Raw genomic sequence first — 20,807 nt, 5'->3', positions numbered from 1 at the left:
GGAGCACCTCTGGCGATGGAGACAGGCATGGACGTCAGGCGACCATCACGCACAACGTGAAAGTCATCGCGACGAGCAGCAGAACGATGTGGACTAAGGTTGTCATGCCGCCATCGTCGAACGCCGGGCCAAAATCAGAGGCGCGAAAAAAAGGTTCTGATAGGTTTCAAGTAACACTAAGGCACGCGTCGCGCAGAATGTCACACAGCCAACTGCGCTACTCCTGAAGCGGTGTCCAAAGGTCTAGCCGCATGTGAATCTTCGACACAAACGTGCAGTCTGGTAGTGAAGGCGTCCAAATGCTGTGTTTAGCGGGCGACGGATGGACACCACTACGCTCCTTGTTGACTAACGCTCCGGCACGATCGCCTCGGCGTACTCGTACAACGCACCGAGCAGTTCTTCGCCACGCTCGTCTGCACTTTCCGACAAGGCATCGATCTCGGTAAAGAGCATGTCGACGCTGCGAGCGCCGCCCTCGCCTTCGAGCAACCGCGCCGCGCGATGCGCTTCCCAGCGCTCGCTTTCTTCGACTGTCAGCGTCTCGGGCCAGTTGCGCGCGCGGTAGCGGAACACGATCTCTTCGAGCCGCGCGTCGTCGAAGCCGACGCGCTCGCGCGCAAGGTCGGCCGGAGACAGGCCGCGCACGCGAAGCAAACGACGACGGTCCGCATCGCCAACAAAGCCGCCATACAGGTCTTCATCGACGTCAGGAGTCGCCTCTTTGGGCCGCGCATAGACCTGTGGCCAGATCGCGCTCATGTCGGGCAAGCCGCGTGCGATCTCGGCGTTGCGCGAAGCCGCTTCGAGGTCGATGCCCCAGCGTTCGGCCATCGCCGGCGCAAGCGTGCGCAGATTGCCCACGACCATCGGCGACTTGTTGAGATGAATGCCCTTGACCGGCAGTCTCACCACGCCTTCCGGCAAGTCTGCAGTGCGCGTGAACAGACGCAATCGCAACGTTTCGACATCCAGATCGCGCAACTCGGCAGGATCGTATGCAAGATCCCAGGCGATCAGTTCGTTCTTGTTCGCCGGATGGCTCGCGAGCGGCCACATGACGGCCAGGCAGCCGCGCTCGGTTGGGAACATGCCGGACACGTGCAGGAAGGGCTTTGCCGTGTCACGCGTGGACGGCAGGCCTAGCTCACGCGCGACGCGGTCCTTCTTGTGCAGGCTGAAGGCGAACTCGAAGAGCTTGGGCTGCTTATCGCGAATCAGGCGCGCCAGAGCGATGGTCGCGCGCACGTCGGACAGCGCATCGTGCGCAGCCTCGTGCAGCAACCCATTGGCGCGTGCCAGGTCGCCCAGCTTGAAGCTGGGCTTGCCGTCTTCCTTCTTCGGCCACTCGATGCCGTCCGGGCGCAACGCCCAGGTGAGGCGCACCACGTCGAGCAAATCCCATCGGCCGCAGTCGTTTTGCCACTCGCGGGCGTACGGATCGATCAGGTTCCGCCAGAACATGAAACGGGTGACTTCGTCGTCGAAGCGAATGGTGTTGTAGCCGACGCCAACGGTACCGGGTTGCGCAAAGGCACGTTCGATCTGCGCCGCAAATTCGTGCTCGGGAATGCCGCGCTCGAGGCACAACTGCGGCGTGATGCCGGTGATCAGGCAGGCCTCGGGACTCGGCAAATAGTCGGGCGCCGGCTTGCAATAGATCATGAGCGGCTCGCCGATTTCATTCAGCTCCGCGTCGGTGCGAATCGCTGCAAACTGCGATGGCCGGTCGCGCCGTGGTATAGCACCGAAAGTTTCGTAGTCGTGCCAAAGAAAGGTGTGGGACATGTCAGAGCAACGGTGAAAAAAGACGAGCGACAGCTTCCCAGAGGCGGCCCTGAAAAGTCTGATGGCGGCGGGCACGCACCGCAGCAGAACTGTGCAGATCGGTTTCGAACTGCGCAGCCAGCGGCTTGGCGAGCGCCGGGCCATAGACCACGGCCATCACTTCGAAGTTGAGGCGAAAGCTGCGATTGTCGAAGTTGGCGGTGCCGATGATCGCGCAGTTGTCGTCGACCAGAAGGGTCTTCGAGTGCAGCATGCGCGCCTTGTACTCCCACACCTTGACGCCGGCGGCGATCAACTCGTCGAAGTACGAGCGCGCCGCCGCGCTGACCACCAAACTATCGCTGCGCCGAGGCACCAGCAGGCGCACGTCGACACCGCGCAGTGCAGCGCTCGTCAACGCCATGAGCGCCGGCTCGCCCGGCACGAAGTACGGCGTCGTAAGCCATGCGCGCTCGTTTGCCGAATTAATCGCAGACACATGCATGCGATGGATCGCCTCCAGTGGGCTGTCGGGTCCACTGGTCACGATTTGCACCGGAATATCGCCTGCCTCGGCGCGCGGTAGCAAGTGCGGCAGGGTGTCGTCCATGTCACGCGGATCTTCGCCGGTCGCGTACGTCCAGTCTTCGAGAAACGTGGTTTGCAGCCAGCGCACCGCACTGCCCTCGATGCGCAAATGCACGTCGTGATATGCGTCTGCGCGGGTGCGCTTGTCTTCCTCGTCGGTGATATTCACGCCGCCGGTGAAGCCGGTAGTGCCGTCGCAGACCACGATTTTGCGGTGGGTGCGGTAGTTGATTACCGGACGCAAACGTCGGCCGATGCGCGTGTCATGAAAGAGCGCGACCTTGACGCCCGCCGCGTGCATCGGTGCCATGAACTTGCGGCCGATGCGCTTGGAGCCCAAAGCGTCGAGCAACAGCCGCACCACGACACCTTGCTGCGCCTTGTGCACGAGGAGATCGCGCAGGGCGGTGCCGATGGTGTCGGGCTCGAAGATGTAGTACTCGAGGTGCACGTGATCGCGCGCGTTGCGAATGGCTTCGAAGATGGCATCGAAGGTGCGCGCACCGCCAGACAGCAACTCGACATCGGTGGCGCTCGACACCGGCAGGCCGCATGTCGCCGTGCCCAGTCCGGCCATTTGCCGTAACGCAGGCGGTGCGTGCTGGCGTGCTTCGCGAAGCAAGGCAAGGTCGGCCGTGGCGTTGGCGCTGGCACGGATTCGCAGACGCTTGAGGCGTTGCTTCTTGAGCCGCTGCGGCCCGAGAAAGTAATAGATGACGAAGCCCGCGAACGGCAGCAGTGCGAGCGACAGTATCCAGCTCATCGTCGACACCGGCGCGCGCTTTTGCATCACGATCCAGATCGATAACACCGCGATGTAGCCGCTCCATGCGAAAGAGAGGCCGGTTTTCCATTCCTGGCTGAGTTCGGGGAGGATCAAAAGATGCGGGTCAAGAACGAGCGGCCAAAAAATAGAGCCGAAAGAACAGAAGCGAAGAAGGGACCAAGGCAGAAACCGCAAAGGCAGAAACGACAAAGGCCGGGAGCGCATGCTACCGGCCTTTGGAGGCGACGCGACCACGAGGGCCGCGTACAACGTCAAGTCAACGTGTCAGAGTCAACCCGCTGCAGTCTCTTCCGCTTCGGGCTTGGACTTGCCTTCCTTCTTCGACAACGGCTGAATGTCGAGCAGCACTTCGCCCTTGTCATCGACGTCGACCGACAGACGGCCGCCGTCGATCAGGCGTCCGAAGAGCAATTCGTCGGCCAGCGCGCGACGGATCGTGTCCTGGATCAAGCGCTGCATGGGGCGAGCGCCCATCAACGGATCGAAGCCCTTCTTCGCGAGGTGCTTGCGCAACGCATCGCTGAAAGTGACGTCGACCTTCTTCTCGGTCAGTTGCTGCTCGAGTTGCAGCAAGAACTTGTCCACTACGCGCAGGATGACGATTTCATCCAGGGCCTTGAAGCTGACGGTCGCATCCAGACGATTGCGGAATTCCGGCGTGAACAGTCGCTTGATGTCGGCCATCTCATCGCCCGCTTGACGCGGGTTGGTGAAGCCGATGGTCGCCTTGTTCATGGTCTCGGCGCCCGCATTGGTGGTCATCACGATGATCACGTTGCGGAAGTCGGCCTTGCGCCCGTTGTTGTCGGTCAGCGTGCCATGGTCCATGACCTGCAGCAGCACGTTGTAGATGTCCGGATGGGCTTTCTCGATTTCGTCGAGCAGCAGCACAGAGTGCGGCTTCTTGGTAACAGCTTCGGTCAGCAGACCACCTTGGTCGAACCCGACATAGCCCGGAGGCGCACCAATCAAGCGGCTCACCGCATGACGTTCCATGTACTCCGACATGTCGAAGCGAATCAGCTCGATGCCCATGATGTAGGCGAGCTGCTTGGCGGCTTCGGTCTTGCCGACGCCGGTGGGACCGCTGAACAGGAACGAGCCGATCGGCTTGTCTGCACGGCCGAGGCCGGAGCGCGCCATCTTGACTGCGGATGCCAGCACTTCGAGTGCCTTGTCCTGACCGAACACGACGCTCTTCAGGTCGCGCTCGATGGTCTGCAGCTTGCCGCGATCGTCATTGCTGACGTTGGCAGGCGGGATGCGCGCGATCTTCGCGACGATGTCTTCGACTTCGGTCTTGGTGATGGTCTTCTTGCGCTTGCTCGGCGGCAAGATGCGCTGGGCCGCGCCCGCTTCATCGATGACGTCGATCGCCTTGTCAGGCAAATGACGGTCGTTGATGTACTTGGCGCTCAATTCAGCCGCAGCTTGCAGAGCCGCCACCGCGTACTTGACGCCGTGATGCTCTTCGAAGCGAGATTTCAAGCCCTTCAGGATGTCGACCGTTTCCTGCACGGTCGGCTCGACCACGTCGACCTTCTGGAAGCGCCGTGACAGGGCCGCGTCCTTCTCGAAGATGCCGCGGTATTCGGTGAAGGTGGTCGCACCAATGCACTTCAGCTGGCCGCTCGAAAGCGCCGGCTTCAGCAGGTTGGAGGCATCCAGCGTGCCGCCCGACGCAGCGCCTGCACCGATGAGGGTGTGGATTTCGTCGATGAAGAGAATTGCGTTTGGCTTGTCCTTGAGCGACTTGAGCACGCCCTTCAGGCGTTGCTCGAAGTCACCGCGGTACTTGGTGCCCGCCAGCAATGCGCCCATGTCGAGCGAATAAACCTGAGCTTCAGCCAGGATCTCTGGCACTTCGTTCTGGGTAATGCGCCATGCGAGGCCTTCGGCAATCGCGGTCTTGCCAACGCCGGCTTCACCGACCAGCAGCGGATTGTTCTTGCGCCGGCGGCACAGGATCTGGATCACGCGCTCGACCTCGTACTCGCGGCCGATCAGCGGATCGATCTTGCCTTCCTTGGCCATCTGATTCAGATTTTGAGTGAACTGTTCGAGTGGCGAAGCCTTCTCGTTCTTTTCACTCCCGCCCTCTTCGCTCTCGCTCGTAGACGATTCGCCCGCGCCCTTGGCGGCTTCCGGCGGATCGCTCTTTTTAATGCCATGAGCGATGAAATTCACCACGTCGAGGCGCGTGACGCCTTGCTGGTGCAAGTAGTACACGGCGTGCGAATCCTTCTCGCCGAAGATCGCGACCAGCACGTTGGCGCCGGTGACTTCCTTCTTGCCGTTGCCGGTGGATTGCACATGCATGATCGCGCGCTGAATCACGCGCTGGAAACCCAGTGTGGGCTGTGTGTCGACATCGTCGGTACCAGCCACCTGCGGGGTGTTGTCCTTGATGAAGTTGGTGAGCGACGCGCGCAAATCGTCGACATTTGCCGAGCAGGCTCGCAAAACTTCTGCGGCGCTCGGGTTGTCCAGCAAAGCGAGCAACAAGTGCTCTACGGTGATGAACTCGTGGCGCTGCTGCCGTGCCTCGACAAAGGCCATGTGCAAGCTGACTTCCAGTTCCTGGGCAATCATGTGATTTCCTTTTGCCTTGCTGTAAATAAAAACTCAGATGGGTTGGAGCGTACCGAAATCAACAGGTTCATTGCGTTCATTCGATAGGCTCACTCACGCATTGCAACGGATGGCCGGCCTGATGGGCCGCCTCCATTACCTGATTTACTTTGGTGGCAGCCATGTCGCGGGAATAAACCCCGCAAACGCCGCGGCCGTCCAAATGAATCTTCAGCATGATCTGGGTTGCCGTTTCGCGGTCCTTGCTGAAGAACTCCTGAATCACGACGATGACGAACTCCATCGGGGTGTAGTCGTCGTTCAGCATGACCACCTGGTACATCTGAGGAGGTGCTGTTTTCTGCGGTCGACGCTCGAGGACGACCGAGTCGCCATCGTCCCGCCGCGGCTTCTGGGCCGGCGGTGTCTTGGGAGTCGAGGGAATTCTGGTTGCCATGAAAAATGATTCTATAGAGCGTGCAAGCGGCGTGCCGGGGTGAGAGGAATTGGTGGCAGCTTGCTGACAAATCAAGGCTTCGGTATCGTGAACGCTTCTGGGTCACCACAAAAAAGCCCGGAGCCACACGCCGAGACGGTGTCGCGAAGGTGAGTGTTGGATGAAGGCGCACTACACGGTGACCTTTTGGCAAGAAGTGGCGACGTAGCGACAGTGCGTTTTCGGCCGGCTGAATAGCCTTAGAATTTTAGATGCAACCGGAGGAGGCGCGGGTCGCTGTCAACCGCATGCCCAACGGCATCGTTGTTGACTGACCTTCTGCTGGCCGGGAGGCGTTTTAAAATCAATCCACTGAGGAATCCGTAATGAGCAAAGTTCTCGCAGTCATGATCGCCGGCCTGTTCGCAGCCGGTGCCTACGCCCAAGCCACGAAGCCAGGCGAACTCGACCCCACGGCCCAGGGCAAGTCTGCTGCCAAAGCAGAAGCCAAGGTCGCTGCGCGTCCTGCTGGCATGGTCAAGGCGCCAGGCGGCGACGAACCCAAGACGGCCGAAGGCGGTGCCATCGGTACCGGCAAGGCAGCTGCTGCCGGCGAAGCCCGCGCCGAAACGCGCGATGCTCGTCGTCGCAACAAGGACGGCAGCCTGAAGCGCCGCAGCACGCAGGGCGGCACGCCCAACTAATTCGGCTCCCCGCCGGATTGAAAGAAGCGCTCCTAGGGCGCTTTTTTTTCGCGTGGGCTGTGAGCAAACGTGTCAACCGCTACGCATGGCATTCGTTGAACGTGGGTCCTTCCACAGGGGGAGGGTTCTTAAATCAACGATTCACAGGATTTCTCATGAACAAGCTGCTTGCCGTTCTCGTCGCCGGTCTCTTTTCTGCTGGCGCATTTGCCCAGGCTCCCGCTCACGTCGCCGTTCCGATGGCGCATGTCCACACAGTGGCGCACGCGCCGGTGCATCACATGAAGAAGCACAAGGTCATGGCTCGTCATTACCACCACCGCAAGGCCGTTCGCCGCCACGCGATGTAAGCCTCACCGCTTGCCGACGATGCCCGCGCCTGCGGGCATTTTTGTTTGCGCCGAGAATTGCGCCTTCGCGTTTTGAAAGTCCCTGTTCATGTTCCAGCGTTTCGTCGCCTTGCCCGCGCTGTCTGCCTTCATGGCGCTGTTCTTGGCTCTGCCTGCCCAGGCACAAGAGCCGCAACTCGACCTCCGGCGCGTCAAACTCACGGCCGGCATGTACCAGATAGACACACAGTTGGCGATGACGCCTCAACAGCGCGAGGTCGGCCTGATGTTCCGGAAGGAAATGCCCCAGGCGGAGGGGATGCTGTTCATCTTCGAGCAACCAGCGACGCAGTGCTTCTGGATGAAGAACACGATCTTGCCGCTGACCGCGGCATTCGTTGCCGATGACGGGCGCATCGTCAATCTGGCGGACATGAAGCCGCAGACCGAAGACTCGCATTGCTCAGAAGAACCGGTCCGATACGTTCTTGAGATGAACCAAGGCTGGTTCGCCAAAAAGAACCTGAAGAAAGGAAACAAGCTCGCTGGAGCACCGTTCGAAATGCAGCGTTGATCGGCGGCGCCGCCAACGCGACGCCCACAAAAAAGCCGACCCGCGAGTCGGCTTTTACTGTCTCCGCAGAGTACTGGCTTAACCGAAGTTCTTTGCTGCGAAGTCCCAGTTCGCCAGCTTTGCCAGGAACGTCTCAACGAATTTTGGGCGCAGGTTGCGGTAGTCGATGTAATAGGCATGTTCCCAAACATCGACCGTCAAAAGAGCCGTGTCGGCAGTGGTCAGCGGTGTGCCGGCAGCGCCGGTATTGACGATGTCGACCGAGCCATCAGGCTTTTTCACAAGCCACGTCCAGCCAGAGCCGAAGTTGCCGACAGCTGACTTCACGAAGGCTTCCTTGAATGCGTCGTAGCCGCCCCACTTGGCATCGATGGCCTTTGCCAAAGCGCCGGTGGGGGTGCCGCCGCCCTGTGGCTTCATGCAGCTCCAGAAAAACGTGTGGTTCCAGACCTGGGCCGAGTTGTTGTAGACGCCGCCGCTCGACTTCTTGATGATCTCTTCCAGCGTCATGCTCTCGAACTCGGTGCCCTTTTGCAGGTTGTTCAGGTTCACGACGTAGGCGTTGTGATGCTTGCCGTAGTGATACTCGAACGTTTCTTTTGAGTACTCCGGAGCCAATGCGTCCATTGGGTATGGCAGGGGTGGCAGAACGTGTTCCATGTTTTTTTCTCGCGGGTTGGTTGTGGGATAAAGCATTCTAGAAAGGAATTACGACGGTGGTGTCGGACGCGTGCCCGTTGGCCGCACGCCCGTCACGCCAAGGTCGACGGCACCGTCGGCAAGTCGTACTTCAACCGCGTCCTCCACGTGGAGCTGCGAGACGCTCGTGACGGCGTGGCCTTCCGTGTCGGTGAGCCATGCATAGCCGCGCTGCAGCACCAGCGCCGGGTCCAGCAGGCGCAACCGTGAGGCCACGCGCTCCAGCCGCTCACGCCGCTGCGCCTGACTGCGCTTGAGTTGTTGCGGGAAATCCGCCCGCAGCCGGGTTTGAACCTCCCCCGCCCGCTGGGTTTTAGACAGCACCGCATAGTGCAAGCGCTGCGCCTGGTAAGTCAGCCGCAACCTCTGCCGAGCGACAAGGGTCGAAGGACGTGCGAGACGACCGGCCGCCAAATCGAGACGCTGGTCCAAGACATCGATGCGACTGCCCACCGCACCGACGAGCCGCTCCTCGATCAACCCCAGCGCACCGAGCCACAGCTCCTGCGGTGCGGCGACAAGTTCTGCGGCGGCAGTAGGTGTCGGCGCACGAAGGTCGGCGCAAAAGTCCGCAATGGTGAAATCGGTTTCATGACCGACGCCGCAGATGATCGGCACCGGGCTCTGCACGATGGTGCGCGCCAGCGTTTCATCGTTGAAGGCCCACAGATCTTCGATCGAACCGCCACCTCGCACCATCAGGATGACATCGACCGGCGGCTGCATTGCGTAGAGCGCCTGCAACGCGCGAACCAGTTCGGCGGGCGCATTCGCTCCCTGCACTGCGGCTGGCGACAGCACGACCGGTATGTGCGGTACCCGACGGCGCAGTGCGGTCACGACATCGTGCAAGGCCGCAGCGCCCGTCGACGTAACCAACCCGATGGCGCGGGGCATCGATGGCAGCGGTCGTTTGCGCGCCGGATCGAAAAGGCCTTCATGTTCGAGCTTGGCTTTGCGCTGCAAAAATTGGTCAAAGAGCGCACCCTGCCCCGCACGCCGCAGACTTTCGACCACCAGCTGCAGGTCGCCGCGCAGTTCGTAAACGGTAAGCCGGCCGCGCACTTCGACCTGATCACCGTCGCGCGGCACAAAGTCGAGCAGGCTCGCAGCGCGGCGGAACATGGCGCTGCGCAGTTGCCCAGATTCGTCCTTCAAGGAGAAATAGCAGTGACCGCTCGACGCCTTGGTGAAACCGGAAATTTCACCGCGCACGGTCACTGGGTTGAAGCGCGCTTCGAGCGCGTCGCCCACGGCGTGGCACAGCGCGCCGACGGCCCATACCCGACCACCTGGTGCCGAAAAAAGTCCGTCGTCACTCATCACTATTCACCGTGCCGCTTATCGACTCGTCCACATTCCACATTGCGATCAGAAAACAGGCCTGACAGGCCAGCAAGCCGCGCGAGTTGCGGTGCAACTCGTTGATTCGATTGGAGAAACAGCTGCTCAAAATTCAATCGATCCAGCGAAAGCCACGGCGGGCGTGGTTTCGCATCGGTTGCTCATGGTGTTAGTCACAAAGTTATCCACAGAATCTGTGCGTCGGCGCCTACAGCAGCACATTGCACTTTGTGAAGCGGGCTCGGTGGATAATCGCCGCGCATTTGCAATCCACGGGCCGGAGGGTTCTTTGTTTTCGATCATAGTTGCTGCGGGCTGGCCAATCTGGCCGCTGCTCGCCTGTTCAATACTGGCGCTCGCGCTTGTCATCGAACGATTCACCAGCCTGAAAACCGCGCGTGTGCTGCCCCCAAAGCTGCTCGACGAAGCCATTACCGTGTCGCAGACCTCGATCCCGGGGCCCGACGTGGTGACAAAGCTGGAAAACAATTCGTTTCTTGGCCAAGTGCTGGCTGCCGGCTTTCGTGCGCTGAACGCGAATCCGCGTTGTACTGAAGACGATCTTCGGGCAGCGATGGAGGCGTCCGGTCGCATGGTTGCTCACAAGCTCGAACGCTGGTTGCCGGCACTTGCGACCATCGCTTCGGCAGCGCCGCTGCTCGGGCTGCTCGGTACGGTCATCGGCATGATCGAAATCTTCGGCTCGCAATCGCCGGCCGGCGGGGCGGTGGGAGCAGGCAACCCGGCACAGCTGGCCCACGGCATCTCGATCGCTCTGTACAACACTGCCTTCGGCCTCATCGTGGCCATTCCGACACTGATTTTCTGGCGCTACTTTCGCACCCGGGTCGATGAGTATTTGCTGAATCTCGAACTTGCCGGCGAGCGCTTTGCGCGGCACCTCAACGCGCTGCGCAAGTAACCGATGAAGCCCGGACGCATGCACTTTCGACACGGCGCGCGCGATGAGCCGGAGATCAATCTGATTCCGTTCATCGACGTGTTGCTGGTGGTGCTGATTTTTCTGATGCTGTCGACGACGTACAGCAAGTTCACCGAAATGCAACTTAAGTTGCCGGTGGCGGATGCGGATGCGCAACGCGACTATCCGAAAGAAGTGATCGTTGCGGTGTCGGCGGATGGTCGCTATTCGATCAACAAGAATGTCCTGCCCGACCGCAGCGTGGAAAGCGTAGCGGCTGCGCTGGCTGCTGCGAGTAACGGAGCCAAGGACAACGTCATCATCATCAGCGCGGACGCGATGTCGCCGCACCAGGCGGTCATCACTGTCATGGAAGCAGCACGGCGCGTTGGCCTTATGCAGATCACCTTCGCAACCCAATCGACCGCGCAGGCGGGGCGCTAGCCTTGCAGACTGGCCTGCAGCTGCAGCGCGAGTGGCTGCGACGCGGCGCACTGGCGCGGCTGCTGCTGCCGCTGGCCGCGGTTTACGGTGTACTCACCGGCTTTCGGTGCCTGCTCTTTCGCTTCGGGGTTTTGAAGACCACGCGCGTTGGCGTTCCGGTGATCGTCGTCGGCAACGTGATTGCGGGCGGCTCGGGCAAAACGCCTGTTGTCATGGCAATCGTCAGACATCTGCAAAGCCAGGGCTTGTGCGTCGGCGTGGTGTCGCGCGGCTACGGTCGGAACACGACCGATTGCCGCGAAGTCTCGAACGACTCCGATCCTGCCGAAGTGGGCGACGAACCCGCGTTAATACGGCGTTCGACCGGCGCGCCAGTGGTCGTGGCAAGACGACGCGTCGTAGCGGCACAGACGCTGCTGGCGCGCCATCCCGGCATACAGGTGATCGTCAGCGACGATGGCCTGCAGCATTTGGCGCTCGCACGCGACATCGAAATCTGCGTGTTCGACGATCGCGGTGTCGGCAACGGCTGGCTGCTGCCTGCAGGCCCACTGCGGGAAACGTGGCCGCGGCGATGCGACCTGGTGCTGCATACGGGAACGCGTCCTGCGTTTGCCGGCTTCAAGGCCACCCGCGAATTGGGCAGCGACGTAGTGCAGAGCAACGAAATGCGCACGCCGCTCGCCGACCTCGCCGGTCTGGAGGTCGATGCCGTAGCGGCCATCGCCCGCCCCGACGCGTTCTTCGACATGCTGGCAGCCCGTGGCGTGCGGATCGCACAGCGGATCGCGCTGCCCGACCATCACGACTTTAAGGGCTGGGTCTGGGCGCAGCCACGTGCAACCCGGCTCCTTTGCACGGAAAAAGACGCATTGAAACTTTGGCGCTCGACGCCGGAAGCGTTTGCCGTGCCGCTGGTCTTCACGCCTGAACCCGGCTTCTTCGCAGCGCTCGATGCAAAGCTATCATCGGTCGATGGATACCAAGCTGCTTGAACTGCTCGTTTGCCCCGTGACCAAGGGCCCGCTGACATGGAACGCCGACAAGCAGGAGCTTTCGTCGCGCAGCGCGCGTCTGGCCTACCCGGTGCGCGACGGGATTCCCGTGCTGCTCGAAGACGAAGCCAGAACCTTGTCGGATGAAGAGCTTGGGCTTTGACTCAGCCGGCCGGTCAGTCGTCTCTTGAGCCCGTTATTGCGCCGGTGATTGAGCACTTTGCTGAGCCGGTGCCCGCGCCAACGGCCAACGCCGCTTTCATAGTCTTGATCCCGGCACGCCTTGCCTCCAGCCGCCTGCCAGACAAACCTCTGGCGGACATCGCCGGTTTGCCGATGGTCGTGCGGGTCGCGCAGCGAGCGCGATCGTCGCGCGCCGATCGCGTGGTGGTCGCAGCCGATCATCCGAGCATCGTGGCCGCCTGCGAAGCCCACGGCATCCTCGCGCTGCTGACCAGCGCCGACCACCCCAGCGGAAGCGACCGGCTGGCCGAGGCTTGCATTCAACTCGGGCTCGCAGACGACGCGATCGTGGTCAACGTGCAAGGCGACGAGCCGCTGATCGATCCATCGTTGATCGATGCGGTGGCAGAGACGCTCGCCGCCAACCCTGATGCGCCGATGAGCACTGCGGTGCACGCGATTGATGACCCTGCAGATTTCGTGAATCCCAATGTCGTGAAAGCGGTGCTCGACGCCAAAGGGTTTGCGATGTACTTCAGCCGCGCGCCGATTCCTTGGTGGAGAGACGGCGCCGGCCAGGGCGGCCAAAATGGCAAGGTCACCACCCCCGCGATGCCGACGCCACCGCCTTTGCGGCACATCGGCATCTATGGCTACCGGGCCGGTTTCGTGAAACGCTTTCCAAGCCTGCCTCCAGCGCCGATCGAGGCCATCGAGGCACTCGAACAACTGCGCGTTCTGTGGCACGGACACCGGATCGCAGTTCATGTCTCGCAGCAGGCGCCGGGTCCCGGCGTCGATACGCTTGAAGACTTGCAGCGCGTACGCGCGATCTTTGAAAAAGCCTGATCGCGACCGCAACTGCAAGCGGGATTTGCCGGCATTTCAGCACGAAGTCGCATGCTATCCTCGACCCGACTCCGCCCGGCATTGCCCCGTAGATCGACGCCTCGGCAGGCTTGGCGCGACACAAATTCCAAGAACCTTCCGAGGACACCATGAGACTGATTTTGTTGGGCGCCCCCGGGGCAGGCAAAGGCACGCAAGCCGCCTTCCTCTGCCAGAAGTACGCCATTCCGCAAATCTCGACCGGCGACATGCTGCGGGCTGCCGTCAAGGCCGGCACGCCGCTCGGTTTGCAGGCCAAGGCGGTCATGGCGTCGGGTGCGTTGGTGAGCGACGACCTCATCATCAACCTGGTAAAGGAGCGGCTGGCATTACCCGACTGCGCCAACGGCTTTTTGTTCGACGGCTTCCCGCGCACCATTCCGCAAGCAGATTCGATGCGTGCAGCGGGCGTCAAGCTCGACTACGTCCTTGAAATCGACGTGCCTTTCTCGGACATCATCGATCGCATGAGCGGTCGCCGATCGCACCCGGCCTCAGGCCGTACCTACCACGTCAAGTTCAACCCGCCGAAGCGCGTTGGGCACGACGACGTTACGGGCGACGAACTCATCCAGCGCGAAGACGACAAGGAAGAAACCGTCCGCAAGCGGCTCGACGTCTACAGCGAGCAAACGCGACCGCTGGTCGACTATTACGCGACTTGGGCCAAGTCTGATCCGACGGCAGCGCCAAAATACCGCGCCATCAGTGGCGTGGGCTCGGTTGACGAAATCACGCAACGCGCGCTGACTGCTTTGAGCAGCTGAGGTGGCCTTCGAGGCGAACGAGCAAGTCGCTGCGGCGGCTTTTTTTGCGCCTTTGATGGGTTGAGCCCCAGGCCACCTCAAGCCGAAACAGGTGGCGAAGCCAACATCAACTCAAGCATCAACGCGATGCGTGCTTTGACCGGGGACAAGCCGCCGGCGTCGGGCCACGTGTCGTCACCGCGCGGCAGGATGCGGCCGTTGACGCAGCGTGTTGCACGGCGAATTTCGATGCCGGCCGCGTGCGCTCGAGCCGCGGCCGCTTCGATCGCGTGGTGCAGCGTGCCGTTGCCCGTCGCAGCGAGGATGAGGCCGCGGACCGGACCGGCCGCATCCTCCGCGCCATGCGCCATCAGCGCATCGATGACTGCACCGGTCGCACCCGCGTGGCTCATGATGATCTCCACACGCGGCCATTCGACGTCCGTGCTGATCACTTTGAGTTTGATTGCTGCGTCGAGGCCGGCAGTACCGGCATTGGCGTCAAGGGCGCCCGGCCAGTCACGGAGGCGGCGCACCGCCCCTTCTTCCACATAGCCAAGCGGCCCGGCATCCCCGGACGCGAAGGCATCGAGCCGGTAGGTGTGTACCTTCTGGACATCGATGGCGCTGTGAATGGTGCCTGCACACACCACGGTCACGCCGCGGGCGCCCGCGGTCGCTGCTACGGCAATCGCATCGCGCACATTTTGCGGACCATCGGGCGCGAGTGCGGAGGCCGGGCGCATAGCGCAAGTCAGCGCCACGGGCTTCTCCGCAGGCAACACAGAGTGCAAAAAAAACGCTGTCTCTTCGAGCGTGTCGGTGCCGTGCGTGATGACGATGCCGATCACGTCGGGCACGTTCGACCAATGCATGCATCGTTGCGCCAGCTGGTGCCACACATCGAAGCTCATGTCCTTGCTGTCGAGCTGCGCGACCTGTTCGGCAACTAGCGTCACGCCAGATGGCGCTCCAATCCCAGCGAGCAGATCTGCGACGCCCACCTCGCCCGCGGTGTAGCCGAGGTTGTCCCCAGCGGATGCCGCACGGCCGGCGATCGTGCCCCCGGTGCCCAGCACCACAAGGCGACGCACTTCCGATTGCTCTGACTTCATCATTGCTTGCAAACTTTGAAAAACTGTTTAAAAATACAGCTACTGGACATTCAACCAGTGCCGCAAGGAGTTCCCATGCAATTCGCAGTGAAGCTTACCGCCCGCCAGCAACAAATTCTGGACCTTATCCAGAGCGCCATCGCGAGCACTGGTGCGCCGCCCACCCGTGCAGAAATCGCAACCGAACTCGGCTTCAAATCGGCCAATGCGGCAGAAGAGCACTTACAGGCCTTGGCACGCAAGGGCGTCATCGACCTCATCAGTGGCACGTCGCGCGGCATCCGGCTTCGGGGCGATGCGCTCCGTTCGCTCAACGAGTCGCGCAACAACCAGTTTTCGCTTTCACTGCCGGGCATGGCTCAACTGGCGCTGCCGCTGATTGGTCGCGTAGCCGCCGGTTCGCCCATCCTCGCGCAAGAGCATGTCGATCGAACCTACTACGTCGAGAACACGCTGTTCCAGCGGCAGCCCGACTATTTGCTCAAGGTCCGCGGCATGTCGATGCGCGACGCCGGGATCATGGATGGCGACCTGCTGGCTGTGCAGTCCACCAAGGAGGCGCGTAACGGGCAGATAGTGGTGGCGCGACTGGGCGATGAAGTGACCGTCAAACGTTTGCGCCGCAACAAGCAAGTCATCGAGCTACACGCCGAGAATCCAGATTATCCAACCATCATCGTGCAGCCTGGCGAACCTTTCGAGATCGAAGGTCTCGCCGTTGGCCTCATCCGCAACACGATGCTGATGTGAGGTAGCACCTTTCTTACGCGCATTCAGCGCGCAAAAACCGGCTGCGACAGGTGGCGGGCGTATGGCGAAGAGCCATCACCCTGGCACAGCCGTTCAAGCAATCCTGCCTGTGTTCAACCTCTGACCTATTTGGAGATCGCATGGGACTCGCTTCGCTTACTTTTTCAGACCTCTTCGCCGACCTATGGATGCCGATGCAGTTGCTGGCCGATCGCTGGTTGCCCAATAGAGGGCTCGCCGCATCGCCGCGCAGAAACGCGACCGGCTTGCGCTATGTCGCGGTCAGGCCGTCATGTGGTTCGCGGGCGGCGGAGCCGGGTTGCGCAAGCGCCGTTTCGCCGTCGCGTCCGCTGCGCGTGGTGCGTGTCGTTGACCCGCAGGAGCCCGGTCGTCGCACGGGCCGCGTGGTGATTTCGGGTCGCATAGCGGACGTGTGCGCCGAACTCGATCGACTGGCCGCACTCGAGGCTGCCGAGACAGTCGACGGTCGCCATCGACTTCACTGACGAACATTTCGTTGCCGCCTTCCGTGGCGACAACGACGTCGACTGCCTGTTAAGGCCGATGACGCGAGGCACAATGGCACGCCATGAACATTGTGATCCTCGACGACTACCAGGACGCGGTGCGCAAGCTGCGCTGCGCCGCCAAACTCGACGCCTACGCAGCCAAGGTTTATACGAACACCGTCAAAGGCATCGGACAGCTTTCGGTGCGCTTGAAAGACGCCGATGTGATCGTGCTCATTCGCGAGCGGACGCAGATATCGCGGCAGCTGGTCGAGAAGCTGCCCAAGCTCAAACTGATTTCGCAGACCGGCCGCGTCGGCAGTCACATCGACGTCACCGCGTGCAGCGAGCAAGGTATTGCGGTGGCAGAAGGTTCCGGCTCGCCACTGGCCCCGGCCGAGCTGACTTGGGCGCTCATCATGTCGGCGATGCGCCGTCTGCCGCAGTACATCAGCAACCTGAAGCACGGCGCGTGGCAGCAGTCAGGCCTTAAATCGGCATCGATGCCGGCCAATTTCGGCCTCGGCTCGGTGCTGAAGGGCAAGACGCTCGGCATCTGGGGCTACGGCCGTATCGGTCAACTGATCGCGCGCTACGGCCAGGCATTCGGTATGCAGGTGGTGATCTGGGGCCGTGAGGCCAGCTGCGCCAAGGCGCGCTCCGATGGCTTTCAGGTCGCGCCGAGCCGGGAGGCCTTCTTCATGGCCGCAGACGTGCTGTCGGTCCACCTACGGCTCAACGAAGAGACGCGCGGTGCCGTCAAGCTGGAGGACTTGTCTCGCATGAAGCCGACCGCCCTCTTCGTCAACACCTCGCGCGCTGAACTGGTCGAGCCCGACGCCTTGCTGGCTGCGCTCAATCGCGGCCGTCCCGGGCTTGCCGCTATCGACGTTTTCGAAAGCGAGCCACCGCTGCAAGGACATGCTCTGCTGCGACTCGAGAATTGCATCTGCACGCCGCACATCGGATATGTCGAGCAAGACAGCTACGAGCTCTATTTCGGTCAGGCTTTCGACAACGTTGTGAGCTTTATCAAGGGCAACCCGACCAACATCGTCAACCCGGGCGCGCTGCAGGTTCGACGTTGACATCGGCGGTGCGCCCGCCGCTCCCAGGCGCGCTATGGGCTCTGCTTGCCGGTAACTTCGTCATCGGCACCGGGGTCATGGTGGTGCCCGGCACGCTCAACGAGATCAGCGCGTCGCTGGCGGTTAGCGCAGCGACGGCCGGGCAGCTCATCACGGTGGCGGCCATCGTGATGTGCCTCGGCGCACCGCTGCTGGCAGCCGTGTTCGCCGGGTGGGACCGCCGCGTGCTCCTCGCCTGCACCATGCTCTGGTATGCGGCTGGCCATGCCGTCGGCGCGCTGACGAGCGACTTTGGTGGTTTGCTGCTGGTGCGCACACTGACGGTGATCGCGCCTGCGATTTTCACTGCGCAGTCGGCTGCCTGCGCTGGCCTGCTCGTACGGCCCGAGCAGCGCGGCAGGGCCGTCACCTTCGTTTTTCTCGGCTGGTCGATGGCGTCCGTGCTGGGCCTTCCCATCGGCGCGCTCATTGGAGGTCACTTCGGCTGGCGCAGCGCCTTCATGGTCATCTCGGCGCTCTCGGTTGCAAGCGCGATCGGCATCTGGTTCACTCTGCCGGCCCACATTCATCCGGCCGCCTTGTCACGCGCAGCCTGGGGGCGCGTCTTGAAGAGTCCGATCCTCATGGGCGTGGTGTCGGTCACCGCATTGCAGGGCGTCGGGCAATTCGTGTTGTCGAGCTACTTCGCCCCGATCTTGAAGCTGACACTGAACGCGGACGCGACATCGCTCAGCCTCATGTGGGCATGGTTTGGCGCATGCGGTCTCATCGGCAACGTACTGGTCAGCCGGAACATCGATCGGCTGGGCACGGGGCGCATGGTCATGCTCACCACAGCGATGATCGCGGTGAGCCTGCTGCTCTGGCCGCTGGGGATGACCATGGCATCGATGGCCCTGGTTCTGGTGCCTTGGGGTCTGGGCTGCTTTGCTGCCAACTCAGCGCAGCAAGCGCGCTTGGTGGGCTTGGCACCGACACTTGCGCCCGGCTCTGTCGCGCTTAACAGCTCCGGCATCTACATCGGTCAGGCAGTGGGTGCTGGCGCTGGCGGCTGGATGCTTGCACATGACGCGATCGATTCCATGCACTGGGTCGGCCTCGCGACGGTGCTGGCCGCGATGCTACTGAGCTTTTTGGTCGATCGCGCTCAGAGGCCTGTCGTCACGGCGTAAAACGCCGAGGCCCCGAGCCTGACCTCAGCGTTTTGTGTCTGGCGACTTCTTCGGCGCGATTTCGGCCTCGGTTGCCGGATCAAAAAGATCAAAGTCGATGATGTGCGGATTTTTCTCACGCTCTGCCGTCGGAGCGGATACCTCGATGGGTGCCGGCATCGTTTCGTAGGCCGTCTTGTCGAACTCGGCCAGGTCCAGATCGACACCCGGACGATGCGGAGCGCGTGGGCGCGCCGCTGGCGGAACGGCAGCAGGGGGCAAAGTGGTGGGCGCCTGAACATACGCCGTGTTGTGCTGCAACCCGTCGTCGATGCCGCCATAGATCGAATCCGGCAACGTCGGCGCACCCTCGATAGCATCGGGTGGCGACCCCGCTTCGAGAGTGTCGAGTGGCATCTCGCGGGTTGGAATTTCGCGATCGATCGGTGCCGGCATCGTCGGCTCGAGCTCGTGGCCGAAGGTATCGACGAACGACAGCGGAGTGACGGGCGCTGGCGGCGCGCTGTCTGGGTCGATGACTTCCTTTGCCACCGAATACAGCAACAGAAGCTCTTGATATGCGGCCAGGTCGAACGCTTCGTCGCCATGCGTTCCGGGTTTGCGGAACACCAGCTCTTCGATCAATGCCAGCGTACCAGGTGCCGGCCACTGCGACTCGATGCGTGCCAGCGTGCTGCGATAGTGTTCGAGGCCGCGTCCGGCTTCCGAGAATTTGTCGAATTCCGGCACGTCGGCATTGAAGGCGCGCTCAAACTCATGGCGCAGGCGCGCGTAGTCATCGCGCCGTCCGAGCGAGTGGAAGATGCGCAGCAAATCGAGGTACGCCAATGCGCTGGTGCCCGGGTTGTCGGCGATGTGTTCGCTCAATACGGCGATGGCCTGGTCGTGCTGCCCTAATGACAAAAAGAAGTCCGACTGCTGCTGCACGTCGAACAACTCCTCGGTGTTAACTGGGCGCACTGGCGCACCATCAGGCGTGCGAACCACTGTGTTTTCCAGCGAGCCGTAGCCGCTGAGATAGGCGGGCTCGATGTCGTCGAGCGGCGCGGGGCGTGACGCCGCGGCAACCTGACGCGTCGGAAATGCGCGTGGCTCTGGCAACCGGCCAGCGCTGCGAGGCATGCCGCCTGCACCCGGTTCGTCGGGTGCCCGTCCGCCAGCGGCCGGCGCTTCGCCCCACCATGCAGGCGCTGCGGCTCGTTTGGCTAGGCGCCACAGCAACAGCATGCCGATCAGTGCCAGCAGCAACAAAGCGATCAACGCGTAGACAAGCGGGTTGCGGTAGCGGCTGTCGCGGGCAGCCGCAAGCTCCTGCCGCATTTCGAGCAGCGTGCGCTGGTTTTGAGCGGTCTGCTCGCGCAAGGCAGTCAACGTCGCTTCGAGCGTTTGCATGCGCTGAGCATCGCGTTGGGCATCTTCGGAAGGCGTACCAACGGCCTTCCAAAGCGCGGCAGCTTCGGCACGCTTGGCAGGATCTTCAACGGGCGGTGCTATCAGTTCGGGAGAAGCCTTCAGGCCCGGGTCGCGTGCCGCTGTTGGCTCCATCGCGTCGAGTTGCAGGCGCGGGCCAACGCTCGCGGCAGGTTTTGCATCAGCAGCAGCAGCGGTTGCGGCTGCTGCAGGCGTGCGAGGCGCGACGGGTGATGCCGCGGGGGGTGCAACAGGTGCGGCAGCGACCACGACGCGACGTGAAGGCGCCGGCGGTTTGGCCGGTGCGGGCCGACGCGGTGCTGCAGCCACGGCGTCAGGATCGCGAGGACGGACGACGCGTGGCGCGGCACTGCGGCGCGCTGTTGCTGCACCGGATGTCGCACCGTTGAACGATCCATTCGAGTCGCCGCCGAATCTGCTGTCCGAGGAGGAGAACGCTGAACTTCCGGTCGAGCCATTGCTCGACGAGCGCCCGCCGGGCGAAGTCGTTACGCCAGGCACCGCGATATCCGCAGGCACATCGGCAAGCAGTACGTAGCGGCGCGTGGAGCGGGTGGCGCACCCTGCGCTCACTGCAACCGTCACGACCGGCTCGTCGACGATCACCGTCGATCTGACATGCATACGAGGCGTAGCGGCGCTGCTGCCCGGTTCGAGGGATACAGTTACGCGTTTGTCGTCTATCCGCGTGTCGCCTTGCAGAACCTCTGCTCCCAGGCATAGCGAATCCCCGCCATCGCCCTCTTCGAGGGTGAGCGGAATGAC

Annotated in this window: 21 protein-coding genes; 13 read left to right on the top strand and 8 right to left on the bottom strand. The window is 62.2% G+C overall.

Features of this window, described 5'->3' with window-relative positions; translation table 11 throughout:
- Positions 1 to 348 precede the first annotated feature (348 nt).
- From sbcB to clpS, 4 genes are all read right to left on the bottom strand, one after another.
- Entirely contained in the window at positions 349 to 1,788 is a 1,440-nt protein-coding gene (sbcB, locus tag QN413_RS02555) for an exodeoxyribonuclease I (protein WP_323495090.1), read from the bottom strand.
- 1 nt (position 1,789) lies between these two features.
- Positions 1,790 to 3,235 (bottom strand): cardiolipin synthase, encoded by a 1,446-nt coding sequence (gene cls / locus QN413_RS02550; protein ID WP_323495089.1) that lies wholly within the window; start codon positions 3,233 to 3,235, stop codon positions 1,790 to 1,792.
- 177 nt (positions 3,236 to 3,412) lie between these two features.
- Entirely contained in the window at positions 3,413 to 5,734 is a 2,322-nt protein-coding gene (clpA, locus tag QN413_RS02545; protein ID WP_323495088.1) for an ATP-dependent Clp protease ATP-binding subunit ClpA, read from the bottom strand.
- A 76-nt stretch (positions 5,735 to 5,810) separates the two neighbouring features.
- The gene (gene clpS, locus QN413_RS02540; protein ID WP_187052173.1) at positions 5,811 to 6,170 is read right to left on the bottom strand and encodes an ATP-dependent Clp protease adapter ClpS; all 360 of its coding nucleotides are present in this window, start codon (positions 6,168 to 6,170) and stop codon (positions 5,811 to 5,813) included.
- A gap of 365 nt (positions 6,171 to 6,535) precedes the next feature.
- Here clpS and QN413_RS02535 point away from each other — a divergent pair, with 365 nt between their 5' ends.
- The 3 genes from QN413_RS02535 (at position 6,536) to QN413_RS02525 (ending at position 7,756) form a co-directional block, all read left to right on the top strand.
- A complete protein-coding gene (locus QN413_RS02535) occupies positions 6,536 to 6,853 on the top strand; it encodes a cell envelope biogenesis protein TolA (RefSeq protein ID WP_187052174.1) in 318 nt (105 codons plus the stop codon).
- A gap of 155 nt (positions 6,854 to 7,008) precedes the next feature.
- Complete coding sequence (locus QN413_RS02530; protein ID WP_323495087.1) at positions 7,009 to 7,203, top strand: hypothetical protein; 195 nt, start codon at positions 7,009 to 7,011, stop codon at positions 7,201 to 7,203.
- A 130-nt stretch (positions 7,204 to 7,333) separates the two neighbouring features.
- Positions 7,334 to 7,756: a DUF192 domain-containing protein gene (locus QN413_RS02525; protein WP_416352125.1), complete on the top strand. Its 423-nt coding sequence runs from the start codon at positions 7,334 to 7,336 to the stop codon at positions 7,754 to 7,756.
- A 78-nt stretch (positions 7,757 to 7,834) separates the two neighbouring features.
- On the opposite strand, the gene QN413_RS02520 is transcribed toward QN413_RS02525, so the two are convergent.
- Both QN413_RS02520 and xseA read right to left on the bottom strand, forming a co-directional pair.
- The gene (locus tag QN413_RS02520) at positions 7,835 to 8,416 is read right to left on the bottom strand and encodes a superoxide dismutase (RefSeq protein ID WP_261802378.1); all 582 of its coding nucleotides are present in this window, start codon (positions 8,414 to 8,416) and stop codon (positions 7,835 to 7,837) included.
- Positions 8,417 to 8,464: 48 nt separating this feature from the next.
- Positions 8,465 to 9,778 carry an exodeoxyribonuclease VII large subunit gene (gene xseA, locus QN413_RS02515; protein WP_323495085.1) on the bottom strand — a complete coding sequence of 438 codons (1,314 nt, stop codon included), beginning with the start codon at positions 9,776 to 9,778 and terminating at the stop codon, positions 8,465 to 8,467.
- A 310-nt stretch (positions 9,779 to 10,088) separates the two neighbouring features.
- On the opposite strand from xseA, the gene QN413_RS02510 reads away from it, so the two are divergent.
- The 6 genes from QN413_RS02510 (at position 10,089) to adk (ending at position 13,998) form a co-directional block, all read left to right on the top strand.
- The gene (locus tag QN413_RS02510) at positions 10,089 to 10,721 is read left to right on the top strand and encodes a MotA/TolQ/ExbB proton channel family protein (RefSeq protein ID WP_323495280.1); all 633 of its coding nucleotides are present in this window, start codon (positions 10,089 to 10,091) and stop codon (positions 10,719 to 10,721) included.
- Positions 10,722 to 10,739: 18 nt separating this feature from the next.
- Complete coding sequence (locus tag QN413_RS02505; RefSeq protein WP_323495084.1) at positions 10,740 to 11,165, top strand: biopolymer transporter ExbD; 426 nt, start codon at positions 10,740 to 10,742, stop codon at positions 11,163 to 11,165.
- A gap of 2 nt (positions 11,166 to 11,167) precedes the next feature.
- The gene (gene lpxK, locus QN413_RS02500; RefSeq protein ID WP_323495083.1) at positions 11,168 to 12,160 is read left to right on the top strand and encodes a tetraacyldisaccharide 4'-kinase; all 993 of its coding nucleotides are present in this window, start codon (positions 11,168 to 11,170) and stop codon (positions 12,158 to 12,160) included.
- Positions 12,141 to 12,323 (top strand): Trm112 family protein, encoded by a 183-nt coding sequence (locus tag QN413_RS02495; RefSeq protein WP_187052178.1) that lies wholly within the window; start codon positions 12,141 to 12,143, stop codon positions 12,321 to 12,323. Before lpxK ends, QN413_RS02495 begins: the two co-directional genes overlap by 20 nt.
- Before the next feature lie 68 nt (positions 12,324 to 12,391).
- Positions 12,392 to 13,192: a 3-deoxy-manno-octulosonate cytidylyltransferase gene (gene kdsB, locus QN413_RS02490; RefSeq protein ID WP_323495279.1), complete on the top strand. Its 801-nt coding sequence runs from the start codon at positions 12,392 to 12,394 to the stop codon at positions 13,190 to 13,192.
- Between the two features lie 149 nt (positions 13,193 to 13,341).
- A complete protein-coding gene (adk, locus tag QN413_RS02485) occupies positions 13,342 to 13,998 on the top strand; it encodes an adenylate kinase (protein ID WP_323495082.1) in 657 nt (218 codons plus the stop codon).
- 77 nt (positions 13,999 to 14,075) lie between these two features.
- Here the strand turns inward: adk and QN413_RS02480 are convergent, their stop codons facing one another.
- Positions 14,076 to 15,095: an asparaginase gene (locus QN413_RS02480; protein ID WP_323495081.1), complete on the bottom strand. Its 1,020-nt coding sequence runs from the start codon at positions 15,093 to 15,095 to the stop codon at positions 14,076 to 14,078.
- A 72-nt stretch (positions 15,096 to 15,167) separates the two neighbouring features.
- On the opposite strand from QN413_RS02480, the gene lexA reads away from it, so the two are divergent.
- The 4 genes from lexA to QN413_RS02460 all read left to right on the top strand — a co-directional run bounded on the left by lexA (position 15,168) and on the right by QN413_RS02460 (position 18,611).
- Complete coding sequence (gene lexA / locus QN413_RS02475; protein WP_323495278.1) at positions 15,168 to 15,842, top strand: transcriptional repressor LexA; 675 nt, start codon at positions 15,168 to 15,170, stop codon at positions 15,840 to 15,842.
- Positions 15,843 to 15,982: 140 nt separating this feature from the next.
- Positions 15,983 to 16,348, top strand: a complete 366-nt coding sequence (locus tag QN413_RS02470; RefSeq protein WP_323495080.1) for a hypothetical protein — start codon at positions 15,983 to 15,985, stop codon at positions 16,346 to 16,348.
- An 83-nt stretch (positions 16,349 to 16,431) separates the two neighbouring features.
- Positions 16,432 to 17,439 (top strand): D-2-hydroxyacid dehydrogenase family protein, encoded by a 1,008-nt coding sequence (locus QN413_RS02465; protein ID WP_323495079.1) that lies wholly within the window; start codon positions 16,432 to 16,434, stop codon positions 17,437 to 17,439.
- A gap of 8 nt (positions 17,440 to 17,447) precedes the next feature.
- Complete coding sequence (locus QN413_RS02460; protein WP_323495078.1) at positions 17,448 to 18,611, top strand: MFS transporter; 1,164 nt, start codon at positions 17,448 to 17,450, stop codon at positions 18,609 to 18,611.
- 24 nt (positions 18,612 to 18,635) lie between these two features.
- Here the strand turns inward: QN413_RS02460 and QN413_RS02455 are convergent, their stop codons facing one another.
- Positions 18,636 to 20,666, bottom strand: coding sequence for a hypothetical protein (locus QN413_RS02455; RefSeq protein ID WP_323495077.1), 2,031 nt, complete (start codon positions 20,664 to 20,666; stop codon positions 18,636 to 18,638).
- Between the last annotated feature and the right edge of the window lie 141 nt (positions 20,667 to 20,807).

The organism is Variovorax sp. LG9.2, assembly GCF_035018885.1.
Classification (GTDB): Bacteria; Pseudomonadota; Gammaproteobacteria; order Burkholderiales; family Burkholderiaceae_C; genus Variovorax.
This window is presented reverse-complemented; position numbering and strand designations above follow the sequence as displayed.

What these genes read in the sequence shown, in the direction of transcription:
- sbcB (WP_323495090.1), bottom strand. Translation starts at nt 1,788, where the DNA reads ATGTCCCACACCTTTCTTTGGCACGACTACGAAACTTTCGGTGCTATA.
- clpA (WP_323495088.1), bottom strand. Translation starts at nt 5,734, where the DNA reads ATGATTGCCCAGGAACTGGAAGTCAGCTTGCACATGGCCTTTGTCGAG.
- clpS (WP_187052173.1), bottom strand. Translation starts at nt 6,170, where the DNA reads ATGGCAACCAGAATTCCCTCGACTCCCAAGACACCGCCGGCCCAGAAG.
- QN413_RS02535 (WP_187052174.1), top strand. Translation starts at nt 6,536, where the DNA reads ATGAGCAAAGTTCTCGCAGTCATGATCGCCGGCCTGTTCGCAGCCGGT.
- QN413_RS02530 (WP_323495087.1), top strand. Translation starts at nt 7,009, where the DNA reads ATGAACAAGCTGCTTGCCGTTCTCGTCGCCGGTCTCTTTTCTGCTGGC.
- QN413_RS02525 (WP_416352125.1), top strand. Translation starts at nt 7,334, where the DNA reads ATGGCGCTGTTCTTGGCTCTGCCTGCCCAGGCACAAGAGCCGCAACTC.
- QN413_RS02520 (WP_261802378.1), bottom strand. Translation starts at nt 8,416, where the DNA reads ATGGAACACGTTCTGCCACCCCTGCCATACCCAATGGACGCATTGGCT.
- xseA (WP_323495085.1), bottom strand. Translation starts at nt 9,778, where the DNA reads ATGAGTGACGACGGACTTTTTTCGGCACCAGGTGGTCGGGTATGGGCC.
- QN413_RS02505 (WP_323495084.1), top strand. Translation starts at nt 10,740, where the DNA reads ATGCACTTTCGACACGGCGCGCGCGATGAGCCGGAGATCAATCTGATT.
- QN413_RS02495 (WP_187052178.1), top strand. Translation starts at nt 12,141, where the DNA reads ATGGATACCAAGCTGCTTGAACTGCTCGTTTGCCCCGTGACCAAGGGC.
- adk (WP_323495082.1), top strand. Translation starts at nt 13,342, where the DNA reads ATGAGACTGATTTTGTTGGGCGCCCCCGGGGCAGGCAAAGGCACGCAA.
- QN413_RS02480 (WP_323495081.1), bottom strand. Translation starts at nt 15,095, where the DNA reads ATGATGAAGTCAGAGCAATCGGAAGTGCGTCGCCTTGTGGTGCTGGGC.
- lexA (WP_323495278.1), top strand. Translation starts at nt 15,168, where the DNA reads ATGCAATTCGCAGTGAAGCTTACCGCCCGCCAGCAACAAATTCTGGAC.
- QN413_RS02470 (WP_323495080.1), top strand. Translation starts at nt 15,983, where the DNA reads ATGGGACTCGCTTCGCTTACTTTTTCAGACCTCTTCGCCGACCTATGG.
- QN413_RS02465 (WP_323495079.1), top strand. Translation starts at nt 16,432, where the DNA reads ATGAACATTGTGATCCTCGACGACTACCAGGACGCGGTGCGCAAGCTG.
- QN413_RS02455 (WP_323495077.1), bottom strand. Translation starts at nt 20,666, where the DNA reads ATGCATGTCAGATCGACGGTGATCGTCGACGAGCCGGTCGTGACGGTT.